This window comes from Staphylococcus pseudintermedius (assembly GCF_034042775.1).
In the GTDB taxonomy this organism is placed as follows: Bacteria; Bacillota; Bacilli; order Staphylococcales; family Staphylococcaceae; genus Staphylococcus; species Staphylococcus pseudintermedius.
On record NZ_CP120150.1, the window covers coordinates 2,386,293 to 2,403,056 of the forward strand.

Here is a 16,764-nt window from a genome sequence, read left to right on the forward strand (position 1 = left end):
ATGAAGCAACTTTCGAAAAAAATAAACACCATTGTCATCGTGGTGAGTATCATCGTAGCGATTTGTGCGATAGTATTCACACGTTTGAATAGTTCGTTTTATCATATCCCGCTCGGTGAAGTGACGAAAATTGAAAGTCATCACCAAGAAAAGTCAGTAGATGAACAACATAATCAAGATGTGAAATATAAAGACGTGTTACAAGTCAAATTGTTAAATACAAAACAACAAGGCGACACCCTTCACGTCGAACACCGGTATAACGCCTCGAAAACTGAAGAACAAGCGTATCAACCGGGTGATAAAGTGCTACTGCACAAAGGAAAAAATCAAAAAGATACATATATTATTGAGAAAAAACGCGATACCGTACTCGTGACAGTCATCAGCGCGTTCTTTATTGCATTACTCATTGTCGGGCAACGGATCGGAATTCAATCCATCCTATCACTCGTTATTAACGCGTTTGCCATTTTGTTAGCCATTAGTTTGTATCACGCGTATCCGCAACTGAATCTCTTTTTATTAATGAGTCTCGCAGTCATGATTGCGACGATTTTAACACTTTGGCTCGTCATTGGTTGGTCAATGCGTACGATTGTGACCATTGTCAGCACTTTACTCGGCACGTTCATTTGTATTTTTATCGCATGGAGTGTCATCGGTTTAACACACGGGCAAGGGATTAAATATGAAACGATGAGCTTTCTCACGATTCAACCTAGAACCGTCTTCCTTACTTCCGTCATGGTTGGAACGCTTGGGGCAGTGATGGATGTCGCCATTACGATTTCAAGCGGGATGTATGAAGTGCTACAGCGGTCGCCACACATTTCAATGCAACGGTGGGTGCTCGCAGGTCGTAACATCGGTCGTGACATTATGGGAACGATGACGAACATTTTATTATTCTCATATCTTGCAGGAAGTTTACCGATGCTCTTACTTTATTTAAAAAATGGCAACACGCTCACTTACAGCATTAGCATGAATTGGTCCTTAGAAATTTCCCGGGCAATTACAGGCGGGATTGGCATCGTCTTAACTATCCCATTGACCATTTTTCTCATGCGTATATGGTTAAGCCTACGAGGAGGTGCAACACGATGAATGCCATTGTCATCTTAGGTTTGATTCTTTTCATACTCATGCTCATATTTGGCGGTAAAACAGGACTCGTTTCATTTTTAACGCTATTTTTAAACTTTATCATTTTATTCATTACTGTACTCGCCATCGTTTTTGGCGCGCCTATTTATGTCGTTACTTTCATTTTTTGTATTATTGTCTCGATGGTTAACTTGTTTTTACTCAACCGCTTTAATACAAAAACTTTAGCTGCATTTATCGCGAGTACGGTCACGACATTATTAATGATTGTCGCCGTTTACTTGTCCGTACATTGGGGTCATCTACAAGGTTTCACCCAAGAAGAACAAGACGAAACGTATATCTTCTCCTTAAATATTGGGATTGATATGGAACAGTTTATGATTTTTACTGTGCTACTTGCTGTCATTGCAGCAGTGATTGACTTGGCGATTACGATTAGCTCACCTGTATTTGAGTTACACGAGACGAACCCCTCATTATCCGAACGCGAACTGTTTCATTCAGGCATGCGCGTCGGCCGAGAAATTTTAGCGACGTCTGCGAACACGATTTACCTCGCATTGATTGGAGGTTCAATGACAATTGTTTTTTGGTTTTTCAACTTGCATTACAGTTTCGGCCATATGCTCAATGCCAAATTATTTACACAAGAAGTCATTACAATTGCTTTAGGAGGGGTCGCCATTGCAGTCTGTATTCCGATTACGGCTATGATAACTGCTTGGCTTGTGAAACATCGCCATCAACTTCCTTTTCATCTAGACTGAGCTTCAAGACGAGTGAAAACGGGTACAATGTGAACGAGGTGAATTTATATGACAGCGATTCATATTCATGGCGCACGTCAAAACAACTTAAAAAATATTGACGTCTCCATTCCGAAACATCAGTTAACGGTCGTGACTGGGCGTTCAGGATCTGGCAAGTCTTCCCTCGTTTTTAATACGATTGCCGCTGAATCCGAACGACTATTGAACGAAACCTATTCGAGTTATATTCAGCACCAATTAACGCAATATGAAAAACCGGATGTTGACCATATTGAAAACTTGCCCGTCGCGATGGTCATCAATCAAAAAAGACTCGGTGGCAATTCGCGCTCAACGGTCGGTACCATTTCAGACATTTATGCGTCCGTCCGGCTATTGTGGTCGCGTATTGGCACACCTTTCGTCGGTTATTCAGACGTCTTTTCGTTCAATAATCCGAATGGAATGTGTGAACATTGTCAAGGGCTTGGTTATGTTGAAGATATCGACTTGAATGAACTGCTCGATTTCGACAAATCTTTAAATGAAGGTGCGATTCGCTTTCCGTCATTTAAGCCGGATAGTTGGCGCGGGAAACGTTATCGCTATTCGGGTTTGTTTGATAATGATAAAAAGCTCAAAGACTATACAAAAGAAGAGCTCGATACGTTTCTTTATACCGAGCCAACACGCTTGAAAAATCCACCCTCAGAATGGCCTAAAACTGCAAAATTTGAAGGGTTAATCCACCGTTTCCGACGCTCATTTTTAATTAATGATAACTTTGAAAAGAAACGCTTTTTAAAGGACGTTGAACGCGTAGTCACCAAGCAAACATGTCCTGTCTGTCACGGACAACGCTTAAATCAAAAAGTGCTCAGCTGCAAAATTCATGGACTGAACATTGCCGATTTTACAGCACTGACGATTGAAGAAACGCTCCCATTTTTAGAGCAAATCGACAGCGACAAAGCGACTTATATTATCGAACCATTGAAAGCCCAACTCCAAGCTTTGAATGATATTGGGCTGAACTATTTAACGCTCGCACGTGAAACAACGACCCTTTCTGGCGGAGAGTCACAACGGATTAAGCTTATTCGTCATTTGAACAGTCCGTTAACCGATCTCGTGTACATTATCGACGAACCGAGTGTCGGTTTACATCCAGCAGATATTGAAAAAATCAACGAAATCATGCTCAATATCCGTGACAAAGGTAATACCGTCATCATCGTTGAACACGATCCCGACGTCATCAAAATTGCGGATCACGTGATTGACATCGGACCTGGCGCAGGGAAACATGGCGGCCAGATTACATTTGAAGGCAGTTATGCACAACTTAAACAGTCCGATACCGATACAGCGCGCGCATTGACACGTCAACATCACTTGAAACAGTCAGCGATTCGTGACAACCAAGCATGGTTACACTTAGAACATTTGCAACACAACAACTTACAAGATGTGTCTGTTGCGATCCCGAAAAATGCGCAAACGGTTGTAACAGGTGTCGCTGGTTCAGGAAAGAGCTCCTTAATTAAAGGCGGTTTTGCGAAACATGAAGATGCGATACTCATTGATCAAAAAGGCGTACACACTTCCAACCGATCGAATTTATTAACGTACACGGGTATTTTCGATGATATTCGTGAGTTTTTCAGTAAAGCAACAGGATTGAAAAAAAGTATGTTCAGTTATAACTCAGATGGCGCGTGTCCAAATTGTAACGGGAAAGGCGTGCTCAAAACCGAACTCGCCTTCATGCCAGACTTCTCGCAAGTATGCGAGGTGTGCGGAGGGACCCGCTATCGTCCAGAAGTGTTGGAAACGAAAGTCGACGGTTATTCTATCGCGGACGTGTTAGCACTCACCGTTGAAGAAGGCTTGTCACTTTTCCAAACACATGACGCCATTGCTCAAACGTTAAGCGCCTTGCAATCGACAGGACTCGGCTATATGACACTCGGCCAATCACTCGACACCTTATCTGGCGGGGAGGTTCAACGGCTCAAACTGACACGCTACATGATTGAGCCTGTTACAGAAAAAATATTTATTTTCGATGAACCGACAACAGGTTTACATGAAGATGATATCCCAATTTTACAGGCACGCTTCGATCAACTTATTGAAGAAGGCCATACCGTCATCTTAATTGAACACAATATCACGATGATGACACGAGCAGACTGGCTCATTGACGTTGGACCTGGTGCGGGAAATCAAGGGGGACGCATTCTTTATAGTGGACCACCTGCAGGCCTAAAAAACGTCGCCGAATCTCGCACCGCTCCCCATTTATTTGGTAGTTTATCGGAATAAGTGGTACATTGAGTATGGGGCTAGGACATAGACCTTCAGCTCCTTTAAGAAAAAAAACGTCAAAATTCAATTTTTAGAATTTGATGGCTTTTTTCTTATGAGCGAACGAAAACGAGCACTGATTTTGGCCAGTTTTCGTATATTTACTGCCATGAGTGCGATGCCAAGTTCACACTCAACTTTTGATTGGGTGCGAACCGATAATCTTTGGAAACCCAAATTAGCTTTCAGATTTACAAAAGTTGATTCCACATCTATCTTTCTCTTTTGATAAATGTGCTTCGTTTTTGGATCTGAAAGCTTCTTATTTATGAAGGCTTTAAAATAATCCCAAGTTAGATTTTTAAATAAACTTTTATTTGTGTTAGACTTTGTACTTTGCTTCATACATTAACTTCGTAATGGACAGCCCACACACGCTTCACATGCATATAATTTAAAATCTCTTTGAATACCGTATCCATCTCTTCTCTTTCTGTAACTCTGGAAATGTAATGTCTTCTTATTCGGACATATGTAATAATCTTCTATCACGTTGTATTCCCAGTTTGCAGTAATAAATGGATTGTTTTTATATTTACGCTGCTTCTCTTTGAGGTACATACTATAAGTGATTAAAGGTGTTTTCTCAAATTCATCGAGTATCACGGTATAGTTGTATTCACTTCCGTAACCTGCATCTGCCACGATATACTCTGGAATGTCACCATATAATTTGTGAATTGATTTTAAAAATGGTTTGAGCGTTCTTGTATCACCTGGATAACTATAAACACCAAAAGCTAAAACGAATTGATTATTGGTAGCTATCTGTAGATTGTAACCCGGTTTCAACTCACCGTTTCTCATATGGTCATCTTTCATTCTCATGAAAGTCGCATCATGATCAGTCTTAGAATAACTTTTTCTGTCGCCATAAAATTCCATTTGCTTGTCATATTTTAATTTACGGTCCTTAAAATCTTGGATAGCCTTCTTACTTTGTCTCACGTTACTTCTTTCTTTTCTAAGGTTTTTTCTTGTCTCTACATCTTGAGTTGTTTCAATTTCAGACGTGAGCGCATCATTTTTATGACCTAAATGCGTCTCTATTTGATTCAGTTCTTCACTTGTTAATTCATGTCCAGATTCACGCTTGATTTCAGGAATAATCTCTTCAGAAACGAGTTGTTCATATAATGCCGTTGATTTTTCAATGACAGACTGACTAAAACGCTTCGTATTAGCCAGCCACTGAAATGTATACTTATTCGCATTGGCTTCTATTTTTGTGCCATCAATATAAATGACATCCTCTGTAATGAGTTGTTCTTCTAATAACTGTGCTCTTAAACCGAATATTATTACACTTCAATTATTAACCTCTTCCTTAAATAATTTATTATTCACATCTCACAACTTTAGCTTTTAAATTCTTCCTTTCAGGCTATAGTTTATCAAAAAAGAATCAAAAAGTTTTGCAAACGAAGCTATTACATCCTTCACATGGGATCATTTGTTTTATCTCTTCTAAAGATAATATTTTTATAAAGCGAGAAGACGTATCTACAATTTTTCTATCTTTTAATTGCTTCATAATTCTAGCGATATTCTCTCTCGTAGTTCCACAATATTGAGCTAATTCTTCTTGAGTGATTTTAATTTTTATCACAATCATTCTCCCTTCTTCTTCTCCAAATGTATTAGCTAATCTAACTAGAATAGATAGTAATCTACACACTTTGTCTTTAGTTAACATATCTCTAATAAACATATCTTTTTTCACATTTTCATTTATGAGTAATTTTATGTATTCTCTACAAGTTTTCTCATCATTTATTATGCTGCTTATAAGCATTTTATAAAATACAACTTCTGTTTTCCCACAAAAGTATTTACTATTATCACAAATGAACAAACTATCTGGCCCTATGATTTTATAAATCAAAGTAGTACCATCTATGTTATCTTGATGTACATATAATATACCCTTATCTACTAGATATATATTTTTCAAAAGTCTCTTGAAAATACTCCCCCTTACACAACTTATTATTTATCCCTTTTTCTTTGATAATCTCTTTAATCCCTAGCAACTCTACCATAACAATCCCCCCTTTATAAAAAATTATACCATTTAAATTACTTTTAGTAACATGCGTTACAAAACTTTTGAATAATTTATATTAAAATGTGTTTGTAGTTAAATAAAATAAAGGGGGATACCAAAATGGAAAAAGGCATTATGGTAAGTAACAAGGGTTGTTCGACTTGTTCAATTGGAGCTGCTTGTCTTATTGATGGGCCATTACCTGACTTCGAAGTCATGGGAATTACTGGAATTTTTGGACTAACTTCTTAGCACTGTTTGTATGCCGGCAAAATGATAGGATTTATCATAGTTTGTCGGCGTACTTTTTATTAAGGGGGGGATAGAAATGAATCAATATATATTTTTTAATGACAATGCTAGGTTGCATCAATTACCTCATGGTGGAGTAATTGAGGTGAAAAATGGCATGTTTAAAGATGAAGTGTTCGACTTTGAATATTTAGATTTAAATTCTTCTGCTTTCGAGGCATGTACGTATTTTGATGGTTCCATGACAATAATAGATATTTTAAAAGATATGTGCCAAAAATATAAATGTGATATTAACGATCACATAGAATGGTATACAAATCTAGTTAACGATTTGTATAAGAAAAATCTTATTAATCTCGTTAGTAATCCTGTTAAAAAAAACCTTAATATTAGCGGATCAACTGAATATATTACACCACTACATGCGGTGTTTGAAATTACACATAAATGTAATTTAAAATGCGCACATTGTTATCTAGAGTCTTCACCTCAAGTTCAAGATACGCTTTCATTAGATGAATTTATAATGATTGCAAATAATATGTATGAAAATGGAATTCTAACATGTGAGATCACTGGTGGAGAAGTGTTTGTACATCCAAACGCAAAAGAAATATTAGAATTTGCACTCAAAAAGTTCAAAAAAGTCGGTATCTTAACAAACGGAACACTGTTAAAACCAGATATTCTCGATTTATTAATTAAATATAAGAAAAAAATTGTTATAGGGATTTCATTAGATAGTGTTAACCCTGAAAAGCACGATAATTTTCGTGGCAAAAAAAATTCATTTAATCAGACTTGTAAAACCATTAAAAAACTTTCTGAAAATGGGCTTTTTGTAAGGGTCGGAATGTCTATTTATGAGGATAATATGTGGGAAATCAATGATATGGCGAATTTAGTAAGAAAACTAGGAGCTTCAGCCTTTTCTTATAACTGGATAGATGACTTTGGTAGAGGTAAAAAAATGAATCAGTTGAAATTGAATAAACTAAACAACTTGTCTTTTGCTGAATTTGAAGTGGACGTTGTTAAAAATAATAGGGACATTATACCATTAGTTCCTCTAACTAAAAACAAAGCCAATAATTGTGGGGCTGGCTGGCGTTCAATAGTCATGGATCCTAATGGAAATATTCGGCCGTGTGCACTATTTCCAAAAGAATTTGTAATCGGTAACTTAAAAGAACAGTCATATAAAGACGTTTTCTCCTCAGAAATAGTAAATCGATTATACTCTCTGCAGTCTCCACAAAAAAGTAAATTTTGCAGTGATGAATGCAGCTTCAAAGACTACTGCGCTGGCTGTTACTTAAAAGGTCTTAATAGTAACAAAAACCATCGGACGAATTACTGCGGTTGGGTTAAAAACCAAAAATTAGAAAACTTAGTAGAACAAATATAAAAGGAGATAAAACATGAAAAGAGACTTAATTACAATAACCATTGCTATAATTTTTTTAATATCTAGTGTAATATTCGCCATTAAGCAAGAATGGGTTTTCGCAGTAATCTTCATATTGATAGGGATTATCTATATATTAAAAACATTTAAAAGAGGTAAATCTAATGATGAGCATTCATCTAAATAACTTATGTATTTGGTATGAGCCAGAAAATTTAATAATTAAAAATGCAAATCTATACTTACAAAAAGGAAAAATTTATGGATTGCTTGGAAAGAATGGATCTGGTAAAACAACGCTAATAAATACTATATGCGGGGTTATACCAAGTTTTTCAGGAGATATAATCATTAACAATTTGAATATATCAAAATTTAATTATCAAGCTAGGTTAGAAAGATTTTATGTACCAGATAGTCCCCCTGTTATTTCTCAAATGACAAGTAAACAATATATAAGTTTTGTTTTAAATATGTATCAACAAACTTTAAGCCAGGAGCATTTATTGAGAATTTCTAAAAAATATAATTTTGAAAGGTATTTAGATATAAGAATGAATGAGCTCTCTTTTGGAAATAAAAAAAAGGCTGCTTTAATTTGTTCAATCTTATTAGATGTACCTATCAAAATATTCGACGAACCATTAAATGGATTAGATATAGAGTCAATAGATTTGTTTGTTCAAGATCTTTTCAAAATGACAAAAGAAGATAAATGCGTCATCCTATCTTCTCATTTATTAGATATTGTAAAAAAGCTGACACCTAATATTATATATATTAATAATAAACATTGTTTTCAATTCACGCTTAACGATGAAAGCGATATAAGAAAGGTTCTATCTGATTATGATAAAGAATAATGGATATTTAATTCTACTCTATTGCTATTACTACAATAAACTTAATCTAAGAGCCATAATTAGAAATTCACTAGGAATAGCAATTCTTTTAATATTTGAATACAAATTGATTGAAAGTCATTTGGATAATGTCAATTTGTTATATTCCAATTATCTAAGATTATCTATCATATTCTCCTCAATTATATTGACTAATATTTACTGGAACTCTTTCCGCGAAAGCGAGTTATATAGACTCTTAGGGTACATACCTATTAATAATGTAAAGGTTTTAATAATTCTAAATGTATATATTTTCGTTGAGATAACCGGGAGAAGACTTGTTTTTTTACTTGTACTACCATTTTATGTTTTGCTAATCGGCAAATTCAGTATTTACGGGAGCATTTTGACATTTTCATTATTCATACTACTGATTGTATCTTCTCAACTTATTTGCATTCTTTTGCATGAATGTGAAAAGAGACATGTGACAATTTCATTACTTCTAGCACTTTTTTTAAGCCCATTTTTTAATAAATTTATAAGTTTGGTGGTTTTAATTCTTGTATTATTAGGTGTATCCATCTTTACTAATTTTATAAAATTTAATGTAAAAAAGAGAAAAAAACCTACAAAAGCTACAGTAAACGAAATATCGATTTTAAAATGGGAGTTTAAAAAGTTTTTCATAGAAAAAACAAATGTCATTGGAATAATAAGTATGTTCCTTTTCCTCAATATTTTAAACTACAATATTGAAAGTATAGATGGAATGACGGTAGAGTTTGGACTAAAGTATTTTTTGATATTACTAATTATTTCTTCAATAAGTCCATTAAATTTAATGCTTTCATCTGATAAAGAATTAAGAAAAATTGCTACTTATATGCCTGTTAAAAAGCGAAGTATCTTTATGGCTAAAATTTTAGTTTCAACATTAATATCACAGTTTTTTCTTTCTATTGTAGTGTTCATAAACGAAATGCTATTCCAAGAAAAGTTAGGCTTACTATACTTCAAAGTATCTATTTTGTTGTTTTTTTTAACTTTTTTGAGATTAAAACTTGATATGATAAAGCCCATTTTAGATTATGAAGATAAAATGGAATTGTGGAGAAATCCGAAAAAATACTTATCATTGATGATAGTGATCCCTCCCCTTTTTGTAGCTGTAGCACTAAATTTTTATATTTCTCTAGTTATTATATTATCAGGTTGTTTAGTATTAGAACTATATAGTCAACTTTATGGAAAGGAAGATTTTTTTGGATATAAATAACGCTATAAATATTTATAACTATCACGTCTATATCAATAAAATAAGTGGCGTTGAAAATTTCACTATTAATCAATTGATTTCTGAAATATTAAATGAGAAATTCAAAGCATTAAATGATTATTCAATTATTCCTTATACTACAACAAGTGTTTTGGGAAAAGACTTTTATAATATTTTTTATCTAAAAACTTTAAGAAACCGGTATGTAGACCTAGATTATAACTATTGGCTCAATAGTTTTTATAATAATTTTCAAATGTCTGACAATGAGTGTTACTTAGCCTTGGAAAAACTTATTAATAAAATTAAAAAATATCAGTTAAATCCAATGAATATCAATAAATTATTAGTAAAAGACAAACTTTACCCAAATTCATTATTAGGAAGTAAACGTTTAGGGACTATTGAAACATTAAATATGAATCAAATAAGTCAAGAGTTAGTACTACAAAGAATACCCGAATCTATATATGCATATAATTTATGCATCTCAAAAATTAAAGGAGAGCTAAATATACATAAATTACAGAATATTAAATATGCATCTCCTTTTTTTATACCACATATAGTAAGCCAAAAAGTTCCACCATTAATAAATGGACAAAGTATTAACACAATTTGTTATTATTTTGAAAGTAATGATGAATATTCAAAAACAATTTATGGTCCTATGTTACAAGGCTACTTGACGCAATATGGCCATTCAATATTGTTTAAAAAGCTAAGGATAGAAAAATTTCAATTATATCATTTTGAAGCTCATTTTGATCAAGAAACTAATATCCTATTCATCCAATACATAGTGGATGAAAATTGGAAAATAAAAGTTTGGAATTTAATTATATCTGAAGTTATGGATTTAAATATTAATAAAGAAGAGTTCCAGACTATGAAAATCTTCCTATCAAATGAATACAGATTTAAATTCGATAAATCATTTGGAGAATTGAATCACATTCTTAGTTTAGGAAATAAATTTTTACAATCAAATAATATATTTAAAGCTATCCAAGATATAAAAATTCAAGATTTCATCAAATTTCTAGATAATAAAAAAATGATAAATATTGTATATGAGGGATGAAAATGAAAGTTACAAAACTATTTTATGCAGATTTAGATCAAAATCTTTACAATCTATTTCAAAACGAAATAAAAGTAACATACTTTAATAAGAGTGACTCATATATAAATCAAATTAAAGCAGTCGTAAATATCGGGGGATATCAATATCAAACCGGAGCTGCTCATTTTATAGAGCACCTAAAATTTTGGAAAGAAAACAATAACTTATATGATTTAATGAATTACTTTGGCACTATAATGAACGCAAATACTACAGAATATGAAACTAATTTTTTACTGTACTGTAGTAAGGAAAATACGGTTTCTACTTTGACTAATTTTACATCATACTTATTAAATCACAGCTACACTATTGAAGAATTTAATAAAGAGAAGAAAATAATATTAAATGAGGTTAAAGGATACCATTCAATTTTAGTGGATGAAAATGAAAAATTAGAATATGTAAAAAAGATAATAGGCGATGAAAATCAAATTAATGACATTTCTAAGAGATATCTAGAAAACCTATCTTCAATATGCTATCAAAAAAGAAATATTCACTATTATTTAATAGGTGATTTTTCTGAATATATCCATAAAAGCAGAGAAATAAGCATGGAAAAGATAGAGCTAGTAGTAAACAGCGATCTTATTATACATGATTATGATAATACTGAATTGTTTTTGAAAACCCTTTATTTCCATATAAATAAATTCATAAATTATTATTTCCAGAACAAAAGCCTTGTGGTTAATTTCAATAAATTATATTATACCAAAAAAATTCATGATATGCAGTTAGATGATTTTAGAAGTTATATAATTTCTTATATAGTAAATGTTTATGAAGATTCTGATTTGTTAATTGAGTTTTTGGAAAACTGGAAATTCACAAGGGGAGATTTTACAAAAATCGGTAATTTACTTGAAGATCAAGAAAAGTTATCTATATTATTAAATGAGGCATTCATGTGAAAAAAACACCTATTGTATTATTATTCACTTTCGCGATAGTATTAGAATTATCTCCCCTTAAAAGTCATTTAGTGAAATTATTGATAAAGTCCCAATTATTAAATCCGTATTCTTGGTCTAGTTTTCTTTTTATTACACTGCTTTTTTCAATTATTTTAACCCCAATTCAGGGTGTTTTTTATAGTTTTAATAATAAAATGCAAATAGTTAATAGTGTATATATAAAAAATAAGTTTAAGATGACCGAGGAAGTAATAGAAATTAGTAAAAAAATAAAATTACCTACCAAGAAACAAGTGTTTTTAATTCTCCTAATAAATGTAATAACGTATGATGTCTTTATTAGTATCCTCTCAGGATTTAAATTAAACACACCTCTCGTTGCATTTATTCCTATCGGTATTATTTTTATGATTTCTACTTATTTTTTAGTGTATAGATTTTGTAAACAAAGAATAAATCATAAAATCCTGATTTTTTTAATGTCAATCACCTTTTCTTGCGTTATTCTATCATATGTGAAAGAAGAGATTGTGATATTTATAGTAATAGAGATTATTGTTTTTTATCTTTATAATATGTTTTTAAAAATTATTAAAAGATAATTACAAAGAACTACTCTGTATATAACTTTTCAGTAAAACTAATTACATTGACTGTAGGCAACGTTACAATGATACTGTTAATAATTTTACAAATACATTTAAACTGAATCTTACAGACGTTATAGTTGTCCCTAAAATCCTTACTCATCATTTATAAATAGCGATTTTCATTAAACTTTAATAAGATAATCCTTGTAAAAACTCCCTTTATAGGGGGGGTGTTGCACAATTGTTTTGATTATTAATATAGAAACACTGTATTTCTTACAATCGCCTGCAAATACACAGCGTCTCGCCAAGTCTATTGCAGAAGCTGAACAAAGCCACACGATTGCATTAAATTGAAATACTTAAACAAGCTCTCATCAACTCAAAAACTCCGAGACTTATCGTCTACTATTCACGAAAAGTCTCGGAGTTTTTTTAACTATGACGTTGTATGGGCAAAGTACGCCTCAATCTTAACGACTCTCTTTTGCTTTAATCACAATTGAGTTACCTGAGTAAAATGCGACATGTGTTGTTTTGGCATCATAAATTTCGCCTTGTTTCACATGATCACGCACAGATTTATCACTGTGATTAATTTTTTCAATTAATAATGTCATGTTGACCAATTTACCTTCGCTATCAATACCGAAAATGACATCATTTTTCTCGTAGTAAGTGACACCTTTTTCTTCATAATATTTTTTCACGTCGTTCCCTACCGCTTTTTTAACGTCAGCGAATGTAGACTGGCCGACTTTTAAACCTTCATATTTAAAGTTATCGTGTTGTAATGCGCGGTAAAAGTTTTTGTCCTCTAAAGCTTTATTCCCTTTGAAGTTAAATAAGCCGTTATATGTGTAATAAGGTGTTTGCTGTTCCGTTGCGGCATTTGCATCTGCATGGATTCCACTTGCCCCAGCTGTTGCCCCTAATAATGTGCCTAATGATAAAGTTGTTGCGATTGCAATTTTTGTAACTTGATTCATGTGTACCACTCCTCTTTCTCTCGATACTGTTCTAAAAATTAGGAATTTATGTTATTTGTAATTGTCGAATTAAATTTCCAATTTATAATAACTTATATATCAAATTGTTCCTTACTCGAATGATAACAAATTAAGATAACATTTTCATCCAAAAGTTTTTCGGTCATTGGACTGAAATTTTTCTACAACGCTGTATCTAAAAGACGTGTTAACAATCATTTAAGGAAAGTGCATATGTTGGGTTTTGACCTATCAGTAATGTTATAATGAATGACATCATACTATATTCATTGGGGGAAGTATAATGGCTAAAAAATCTAAAAAATCATTAAGTGTGCTTTCAACTGCTTTAACAGGCGCAACATTAGTTGTAGACATTTACAATTCTTACATTTATCGCTCAAAAAATCGCAAGCTAAGCTATATTTCAGTTGGGCTTGGCTTAGTAGATGTCGTATTAAGCTTCTATTTATCACTTGGTGCAAAAAGCAAATTCACAAAAGCATGGTCTTTCTTCTCAGCAAGTCGCCAAGTATGGAGTGGTATCCAAAAAATCCAAGCGATTCGCACACATGGGTAGGGTAACGACTTGATTCATCTTCAAATCATTAAATATAGGCGTGAACATGAAACATTATGATTTCTGTTCACGCCTTTTTTATGTAGTAGTCATTGCCCAGATGCTCAAGTCGTTGTATCTTCGCTTCATCCAAGTTTTTAAAGCTAATCATTAAAGCATCCGTTTCTGTGAATATGAAGATACCCTTTTAAGGTGAAATGGATTGACTCAACGGCTTTATCCTTACCTAAGAATCATCGACAAGATGTTTGTTACCATTTTGTTAATAGAATATGACATGCATTTCAAACTTTTTGGGATTTTTTCAAATGACGAAAATTTTCTCATTCGACCCATGTCTTAAAAAATAAAAACGTGAGCACCATGTAAAAGGTATACTCACGTTTTTTGATTAATGGATATATTTGAAGGCACTTACACGATGCGCTGGTACAGTACGGTAAGTGAGAATGCCTGGTGCTGCAGTGAAATTCATTTCTGATACGAGTATACTACCATCAGCATTAATTCGCTCTACATACGAAACATGACCATAGTAACCTAAGTCAGATTGTAAGATTGATCCCACTGCGGGTTGGTTATTAATTGTATAACCATCACGTGCAGCGTTATCATCCCAAGCATTTGCATTCCACCAGTATGTACTGATTGGGCGCCCCATCTCTTTACGCTTATTAAATACGTACCATGTGCATTGACCCCAATCGTATAAGTTTTGATGGTTGAATGTAGGAGATTGATAACTTGGACTTGGTGTCGGTGTTGTTTGACGTGACGGTGCCGATCCACTCACTTTTAATTGTTGACCTGGGAAAATTAAGAAGGATGTTAATCCATTTAACTCCATAATATGTTGATATGTTGTACCATATTTAGACGCAATCAATGACAGTGAATCACCTGGTTGTACTGTATAATAACTCGCATTTCTTGAAGACGTTTTAGGTGCCGGCTTCTTCGCTGTGGAACGACTTGGTGTTGTAGACGGACCACTTACATTTAACTTTTGACCTGGTAAAATCAAGAAGTTGTTCAAACCGTTCCATTTCATAATGTTTTGGTACGTTGTTCCATATCGCGCTGCAATGCCTGATAAAGTGTCTCCGTAACGTACCGTATAGACTGTTGATGACGTAGTGCTATGGCTTGAATGATGAGTTGTTGTGCGTGATGTACTGCTACCACCAGAAACCTTCAACACTTGATTCGGAAAGATTAAGTTAGAGTTTAATCCATTATATTGTTTAAGTTGTGCTATTGTGATGTTATACTTTGTTGCAATAGCCCAAAGTGAATCACCAGGTTGTACACGATACGTTGTTGAAGCGTCTGCATGTGCTGATAATGCTGTGGCAGCTGCTGTTGTTCCTATTACGGCTGCGATAAACTTTTTACGCATTCGTTTCCCTCCTTATAAAATAGAAGATATTATTCTTATACAGTTTTATATTATACACCGATTATCATGTAGAAATATGTCTGTTATATAACATTATGATTACAAAAACCATCATGACGGTCTTCAGAAAGTAAATATATTTACACATGCTTACTTGAGAATTAAAATAATAGCTATCATATTATTCAGAAAGACATTTTTCTCGGATATTTCTTTTATTTATCTTTCGTAATTGCAAAATATTTGACCACTTCATCATTGTTTATGGAAGTAAACTTATGCATCACGATAAAGCTTGATACGACCTTTTTAACATTACAAGGTGCGATTTCGGTCGTTAAAAACTTATGCCAAAAAATAATACCAAGATGATTAAAGGTGTCAAAACAAATATATTAAGTAAATTGATGATAAACCAAATTAAGCCTACTTTTTGTAACTTCGCATCGTCTGCGTTTAGGTGCCACAATGAAAATATGCCCGCAGCTAATGACGTTGCCTCAAAATATAGTAAATAAATCACCAAACGCTAACATCAATTGCACACAAATCAGTCCACCTACTATTAAAAATAAGTAATTCAAAACATTCACGATATGCACGACTCTGATCCTATTCATTTATCACGACTCCTGTTGTAAGTCCTTAATATGGTTTTTCATCATACTATAAACCTAGGAAACAATTCTGTAACTTATCAAAATTATAACATTTTCATATGATTGTGATTATATATATTAGTTTCATACTTATAAAAAAGTGCGTGCATGAAGATAGGACATAAAACTTTTTGGCGCTACTGATACCGCATTGGTTTAACTTGTACGCTTCCAGGACTTGTCTTAACTAAATCCAGTGTCCACGAGGGCCATTTTCATTTGTTGCGTATATCAAAAAAGTCATGCCATGTTCAAAACGAAACATGGCATGACGCTGTCGAATGTGATTGATTTTATAAACGAAATTCATAAGGATTTGAGGAAGACTTTAACTTTGGTACTAGCTACTGTTTAACGCAGTAGCTGTCTGACTTCTCAATGCTTGTACTTGTGAGAAGCCGAGTCAGCCTTGCGCAGGCATTTACGACGAAATTT

The 16,764-nt window shown here is 33.4% G+C and carries 16 protein-coding genes; 11 read left to right on the forward strand and 5 right to left on the reverse strand.

Annotation, left to right across the window (positions count from 1 at the left end; genetic code table 11):
* From P3U61_RS11335 to P3U61_RS11345, 3 genes are read left to right on the forward strand one after another with little or no spacing between them, the layout of a single operon-like run.
* On the forward strand, nt 1-1,110 hold the full coding sequence (locus P3U61_RS11335; protein WP_063284949.1) for a YibE/F family protein: 1,110 nt from the start codon (nt 1-3) through the stop codon (nt 1,108-1,110).
* Nucleotides 1,107-1,880 (forward strand): YibE/F family protein, encoded by a 774-nt coding sequence (locus P3U61_RS11340; protein WP_014614837.1) that lies wholly within the window; start codon nt 1,107-1,109, stop codon nt 1,878-1,880. Before P3U61_RS11335 ends, P3U61_RS11340 begins: the two co-directional genes overlap by 4 nt.
* 48 nt (nt 1,881-1,928) lie before the next feature.
* Nucleotides 1,929-4,190: an ATP-binding cassette domain-containing protein gene (locus P3U61_RS11345; RefSeq protein ID WP_015728581.1), complete on the forward strand. Its 2,262-nt coding sequence runs from the start codon at nt 1,929-1,931 to the stop codon at nt 4,188-4,190.
* A gap of 66 nt (nt 4,191-4,256) precedes the next feature.
* Here the strand turns inward: P3U61_RS11345 and P3U61_RS11350 are convergent, their stop codons facing one another.
* The 3 genes from P3U61_RS11350 to P3U61_RS11360 all read right to left on the reverse strand — a co-directional run bounded on the left by P3U61_RS11350 (nt 4,257) and on the right by P3U61_RS11360 (nt 6,117).
* Entirely contained in the window at nt 4,257-4,577 is a 321-nt protein-coding gene (locus P3U61_RS11350; RefSeq protein WP_037544019.1) for a transposase, read from the reverse strand.
* Nucleotides 4,578-4,580: 3 nt separating this feature from the next.
* Nucleotides 4,581-5,180, reverse strand: coding sequence for a transposase (locus P3U61_RS11355; protein ID WP_323695700.1), 600 nt, complete (start codon nt 5,178-5,180; stop codon nt 4,581-4,583).
* Between the two features lie 457 nt (nt 5,181-5,637).
* Nucleotides 5,638-6,117, reverse strand: coding sequence for a Crp/Fnr family transcriptional regulator (locus P3U61_RS11360; protein ID WP_153019465.1), 480 nt, complete (start codon nt 6,115-6,117; stop codon nt 5,638-5,640).
* Nucleotides 6,118-6,399: 282 nt separating this feature from the next.
* On the opposite strand from P3U61_RS11360, the gene P3U61_RS11365 reads away from it, so the two are divergent.
* The 7 genes from P3U61_RS11365 (at nt 6,400) to P3U61_RS11395 (ending at nt 12,714) form a co-directional block, all read left to right on the forward strand.
* On the forward strand, nt 6,400-6,531 hold the full coding sequence (locus P3U61_RS11365) for a subtilosin A family bacteriocin (protein ID WP_037544023.1): 132 nt from the start codon (nt 6,400-6,402) through the stop codon (nt 6,529-6,531).
* Nucleotides 6,532-6,607: 76 nt separating this feature from the next.
* A complete protein-coding gene (locus P3U61_RS11370) occupies nt 6,608-7,942 on the forward strand; it encodes a radical SAM/SPASM domain-containing protein (protein WP_063284953.1) in 1,335 nt (444 codons plus the stop codon).
* A 164-nt stretch (nt 7,943-8,106) separates the two neighbouring features.
* Entirely contained in the window at nt 8,107-8,805 is a 699-nt protein-coding gene (locus P3U61_RS11375) for an ATP-binding cassette domain-containing protein (protein WP_015728576.1), read from the forward strand.
* Nucleotides 8,806-9,274: 469 nt separating this feature from the next.
* Complete coding sequence (locus tag P3U61_RS11380; protein ID WP_153019466.1) at nt 9,275-10,066, forward strand: hypothetical protein; 792 nt, start codon at nt 9,275-9,277, stop codon at nt 10,064-10,066.
* The gene (locus P3U61_RS11385; protein WP_063284955.1) at nt 10,053-11,150 is read left to right on the forward strand and encodes an insulinase family protein; all 1,098 of its coding nucleotides are present in this window, start codon (nt 10,053-10,055) and stop codon (nt 11,148-11,150) included. Before P3U61_RS11380 ends, P3U61_RS11385 begins: the two co-directional genes overlap by 14 nt.
* Before the next feature lie 2 nt (nt 11,151-11,152).
* Nucleotides 11,153-12,109, forward strand: a complete 957-nt coding sequence (locus tag P3U61_RS11390) for an insulinase family protein (RefSeq protein ID WP_015728573.1) — start codon at nt 11,153-11,155, stop codon at nt 12,107-12,109.
* Nucleotides 12,106-12,714, forward strand: a complete 609-nt coding sequence (locus P3U61_RS11395; RefSeq protein ID WP_037544039.1) for a hypothetical protein — start codon at nt 12,106-12,108, stop codon at nt 12,712-12,714. The genes P3U61_RS11390 and P3U61_RS11395 overlap by 4 nt, the downstream gene beginning before the upstream one ends.
* 461 nt (nt 12,715-13,175) lie before the next feature.
* On the opposite strand, the gene isaB is transcribed toward P3U61_RS11395, so the two are convergent.
* On the reverse strand, nt 13,176-13,691 hold the full coding sequence (gene isaB / locus P3U61_RS11400) for an immunodominant staphylococcal antigen IsaB family protein (protein WP_199569373.1): 516 nt from the start codon (nt 13,689-13,691) through the stop codon (nt 13,176-13,178).
* Nucleotides 13,692-13,995: 304 nt separating this feature from the next.
* Here isaB and P3U61_RS11405 point away from each other — a divergent pair, with 304 nt between their 5' ends.
* On the forward strand, nt 13,996-14,271 hold the full coding sequence (locus P3U61_RS11405) for a hypothetical protein (RefSeq protein WP_199569375.1): 276 nt from the start codon (nt 13,996-13,998) through the stop codon (nt 14,269-14,271).
* Nucleotides 14,272-14,662: 391 nt separating this feature from the next.
* On the opposite strand, the gene P3U61_RS11410 is transcribed toward P3U61_RS11405, so the two are convergent.
* Complete coding sequence (locus P3U61_RS11410; RefSeq protein WP_014614841.1) at nt 14,663-15,670, reverse strand: LysM peptidoglycan-binding domain-containing protein; 1,008 nt, start codon at nt 15,668-15,670, stop codon at nt 14,663-14,665.
* Nucleotides 15,671-16,764: the final 1,094 nt, after the last annotated feature.

Coding starts and splice junctions, on each gene's coding strand:
- P3U61_RS11345 (WP_015728581.1), top strand. CDS start 1,929: ATGACAGCGATTCATATTCATGGCGCACGTCAAAACAACTTAAAAAAT.
- P3U61_RS11365 (WP_037544023.1), top strand. CDS start 6,400: ATGGAAAAAGGCATTATGGTAAGTAACAAGGGTTGTTCGACTTGTTCA.
- P3U61_RS11350 (WP_037544019.1), bottom strand. CDS start 4,577: ATGAAGCAAAGTACAAAGTCTAACACAAATAAAAGTTTATTTAAAAAT.
- P3U61_RS11375 (WP_015728576.1), top strand. CDS start 8,107: ATGATGAGCATTCATCTAAATAACTTATGTATTTGGTATGAGCCAGAA.
- P3U61_RS11390 (WP_015728573.1), top strand. CDS start 11,153: ATGAAAGTTACAAAACTATTTTATGCAGATTTAGATCAAAATCTTTAC.
- P3U61_RS11340 (WP_014614837.1), top strand. CDS start 1,107: ATGAATGCCATTGTCATCTTAGGTTTGATTCTTTTCATACTCATGCTC.
- P3U61_RS11410 (WP_014614841.1), bottom strand. CDS start 15,670: ATGCGTAAAAAGTTTATCGCAGCCGTAATAGGAACAACAGCAGCTGCC.
- P3U61_RS11335 (WP_063284949.1), top strand. CDS start 1: ATGAAGCAACTTTCGAAAAAAATAAACACCATTGTCATCGTGGTGAGT.
- isaB (WP_199569373.1), bottom strand. CDS start 13,691: ATGAATCAAGTTACAAAAATTGCAATCGCAACAACTTTATCATTAGGC.
- P3U61_RS11370 (WP_063284953.1), top strand. CDS start 6,608: ATGAATCAATATATATTTTTTAATGACAATGCTAGGTTGCATCAATTA.
- P3U61_RS11405 (WP_199569375.1), top strand. CDS start 13,996: ATGGCTAAAAAATCTAAAAAATCATTAAGTGTGCTTTCAACTGCTTTA.